The organism is Microcystis sp. M53598_WE2, from assembly GCF_030067735.1.
Lineage (GTDB): Bacteria > Cyanobacteriota > Cyanobacteriia > Cyanobacteriales > Microcystaceae > Microcystis > Microcystis aeruginosa.
Genome location: NZ_JASJFE010000855.1, coordinates 1 through 3570, shown reverse-complemented (window position 1 = coordinate 3570; position 3570 = coordinate 1). Strand labels below are relative to the sequence as shown.

At 44.0% G+C, this 3570-nt stretch carries 2 protein-coding genes and 2 pseudogenes; 3 read left to right on the top strand and 1 reads right to left on the bottom strand.

The features are described from left to right. The 3 genes and pseudogenes from PX636_RS17270 to PX636_RS17260 form a co-directional block, all read left to right on the top strand. Positions 1 to 821: Rqc2 family fibronectin-binding protein (locus PX636_RS17270; protein ID WP_288118026.1), on the top strand; the 821-nt coding region annotated here is incomplete at its 5' end. Between the two features lie 407 nt (positions 822 to 1228). Beyond that, positions 1229 to 2797 carry a TIGR04222 domain-containing membrane protein gene (locus PX636_RS17265; protein WP_288118025.1) on the top strand — a complete coding sequence of 523 codons (1569 nt, stop codon included), beginning with the start codon at positions 1229 to 1231 and terminating at the stop codon, positions 2795 to 2797. Positions 2798 to 2937: 140 nt separating this feature from the next. Continuing rightward, positions 2938 to 3048, top strand: a pseudogene (locus tag PX636_RS17260) (IS982 family transposase); the annotation flags it as partial. Positions 3049 to 3203: 155 nt separating this feature from the next. Here the strand turns inward: PX636_RS17260 and PX636_RS17255 are convergent. Then, positions 3204 to 3570 (bottom strand): annotated as a pseudogene (locus PX636_RS17255) (hypothetical protein); the annotation flags it as partial.

The window sequence follows — 3570 nt, the reverse complement described above, 5'->3', positions numbered from 1 at the left end:
TGACTAAACTGCAAACTAAAGCGGCGGGATTTCAAACAAGACTAGCAGAATCTGCTCATGCTGATCGCTATAAAGAGCAAGGGGATTTATTAATGGCCAATCTGCAGCAAATACAGCAGGGAATGACTAGCATTAGTTTGGCGGATTTCCAGACAGGAACACCTGTAATTATTCCTCTCGATCCCGAAAGAAATCCCGTGCAGAATGCCCAATATTTTTATAAACAACATCAGAAATTAAAAAGGGCGCGGTTAGCGGTGGAACCTTTATTAGAGGAAGTGGTCAGTGAAATTAATTATCTCGAACAAGTGCGATCGAGTTTAAGTCAACTAGAAAATTATAGCGGCAGCGAAGATTTAGACGCATTAGACGAGATACAAGAAGAATTAATTCAACAGAAGTATCTAGAAAGCAATTACCAGCGTAATCGGACGAATAACAAAGAATCCGAACCCATGCGCTTTACTACTCCCTCTGGAGTAGAATTATGGATTGGCAGAAATAACCGTCAAAATGATCGGCTAACTTTTCGTAGCGCCAGCGATTACGATATCTGGTTTCATAGTCAAGAAATCGCTGGTAGTCACGTTTTACTCCGTTTAACCCCCGGTACAGTTCCAGAAGCCGCCGATCTGCAATTTGCCGCCGATTACGCCGCTTATTATAGCCGCGCTCGCCATAGTGAACAGGTTCCCGTCGTCTATACCCGTCCCAAATACGTCTATAAACCCAAGGGCGCCAAGCCCGGTATGGTGGTTTACAAACAGGAAACGGTAATCTGGGGCTGTCCTCAGAGGGTTGAAGATTACCGCAAAAAATAATTTTTTACCAAATTGTTTACTTTTTTTTACACAAAATGGGTATTGTCTGTTACAATTGTTACTAGAGAGACAAATGCAGTTCAGGCGCTTGGGAACGCAAGAACTATATTTCCTCGGATTACAACAACAAACAACAGCAAACCAGTGGTAGCAGCCGATAGTCTCGGGAAAGACACAAAAAACCGACTATTCAGGTGATATTAAAGCGACCACTGGTATTTTATCCTCACCTAACCGGTTCTGTCAGTTTCCTCAACTTTCTTTTCGGTTTCCGAGACTTATTGCCCAGTTGAAAGAGGGATAGTTAGCATCCAGCTTTTTGTAAAGAAATTTAAACTTCACCCATAGTTAAGCCTCTTCGGCCTAAATAAACGACTAGAAACAGTTTTTTTCGGGAGGCCGGGTTTATGGATAGCCCATTAGGGACGATGAACTTTCAACAGACAGAGCTATACAAAAGAATTCAGGCATTTGCCTTGGATCGGCCAGATAGTCAATTATCTTTCAGCCAACGATTAGCAAAAGATAACGGCTGGTCCTTAGGCTATACTCAGAGAGCGATCGAGGAATACAAAAAGTTTATATTTCTAGCCGTTGCAGCAGGACATCCGGTCACGCCATCCGACCAAATCGATCAAGTTTGGCATTTACATCTGACCTATACGCGATTGTACTGGCAAGAGTTCTGTCCCAAAATTTTGCAAACCACATTACATCACGAGCCGACTCGTGGGGGTTCATCCGAGCAATTAAAATTTGGCAGTTGGTATAGCAAGACGCTAGAAAGTTACGAACAGTTTTTTGGACATATTCCCCCAATAGATATTTGGCCTAAACCCAAAGACCGATTCGGGCGAGATTTGCATTTTATCCGGATCAATACTCAACAAAGCTGGGTTTTGTCAAAACCTAATTTCACAGTCTCCGTCAAACCACAACTGCGAAAAATAGGCATCTTTACCTTTTTAGCCTTCCTTTCACTGATGATAACTGGCTGTCAGATAATCTCCCAAATTCCTAACCCAATGAATTTTACAGGTCCGGAATTTTTAACCTTCTATATTTCCCTAGTAGTGATGGGAATCGCTTTGGCAGCCTGGCTACGTTTTTCCCTGTGCCTAGTTAGCGCTAATATAAATCAGCAACCTGATTTAAATACTTACGAGATAGCTTTCTTGGCGGGGGGCAATCATCGCCTGATTATGGCCGCAATCACCAGTTTGGTAAAACAAGGCTATGTGGAGGTATTAAAAGAAAAATCACCATTTGGAAGAACACAAAGCAAACTGGTAGTGACAGGAAAGATCGATGCTATTGCCGATCCTGTAGAAAAGGCGGTTGCACAAGATATTTTGGCCACTGATGGGGCAATTGAACAGGTTTTCCGGAAGTCTACAGGAATGAAAGATAGCATTCGTGCCCGCCTAGAACAACTTGGTTTGTTTCTGAGCGATGCCCAAGCATTGAAAGCGCAAATTTATCCATCATTGATTGTGGTTATTCTTCTAGGAATAGGCTTGTGCAAAATGGCGGTGGGAATTTCTCGCGATAAGCCAGTTGGTTTACTTCTCATCTGTATATTTGGGCTTCTAGTTTTGGGAGCAAGGTTTTTTGTCAAACCACAGCGTCAGCGCAGCCGTTATGGAGAGATCATTTTTAATGATTTAACAAATCGCTTACAACATTTAAAAACAGCCAATAGCAGCGATTCTGAACTTGTACTTGCGGTTGCGTTGTTTGGAGCAACAGTTCTGATGGCGGATATGGCTTTAGCAGACTTGTATCAAATGCTGACTCCCATAGCCGCTGCTAGTAGCGGCAGTGATGGCGGCAGTGGCGGCAGTGATGGCGGCAGTGGCGGCAGTGATGGCGGCAGCGGCGGTTGTGGCGGCAGTAGCGGCAGTGATGGCGGCGGCAGTGGCGGTTGTGGTGGTTGTGGTGGTTGTGGTGGTGGTGGTTGTGGTGGTGGAGGTTGATTGAGTTCAAGGCTATTAACAGCCGCTCGCTCGAAGCGTGATGCCGAACCGCGAACTCCGTTAAATTTGTCTGTTTTTAGCGGAAGTTCCCCCATACAGATTCTGCCACAGCAGAGGTTGTCGCTTTTTGTCAAAGGGAAACTTCCGTTGAACATTCCCGCCACGGTAGCTCTGTTAATTTTTGCCTTAATCTCCTCTCTGGTTTGATTGCTTACTGCCACCAGCCGAAAAAACCCTCCTGGAACATGGAATTTTATCGCCTCTACTTAGGGTTTGCTGGAATAAATCTAAAAACATTGTTGGATAAGGTTTTTAGACTTTTTTCCCCTCAAAAAGTGCTGACCATTGGAGTGATCGCGGGTAAAATTCAGGGACTTTTTCCCTGAATTTTAGGTAACTGACTACCTCAAAATCGGGAAAACCCTACACCCCACACCCCACACCCCACACCCTGCCCCCACCAACAAACTTTTTCAGCAGACCCTAAGTAGCCATTTTTCAGGAGAAAAGCTCTTAGAGCAGTGGGAAAGTCTGGATATTTGCCGATCGCTGTACTTTCGCCATAGATATCGAGACCCCAATCGGAGTTTTTATCGTAATTAGCGAGGAGAAATTGCCAAGCTTCTTCGTATTCTCCTAGTAGAATTTTTTGGGCGACATAACCAGCCAAAATGCCATTGACTTCGGCTTTTTCTTTTTTAGCTAACTGAAAGGCTTTCAACATTGCTGCTAAAGTTTTTCTTAATTCTTGGGGATATTTTCTAGTGACATCC

Coding starts and splice junctions, on each gene's coding strand:
- PX636_RS17265 (WP_288118025.1), top strand. CDS start 1,229: ATGGATAGCCCATTAGGGACGATGAACTTTCAACAGACAGAGCTATAC.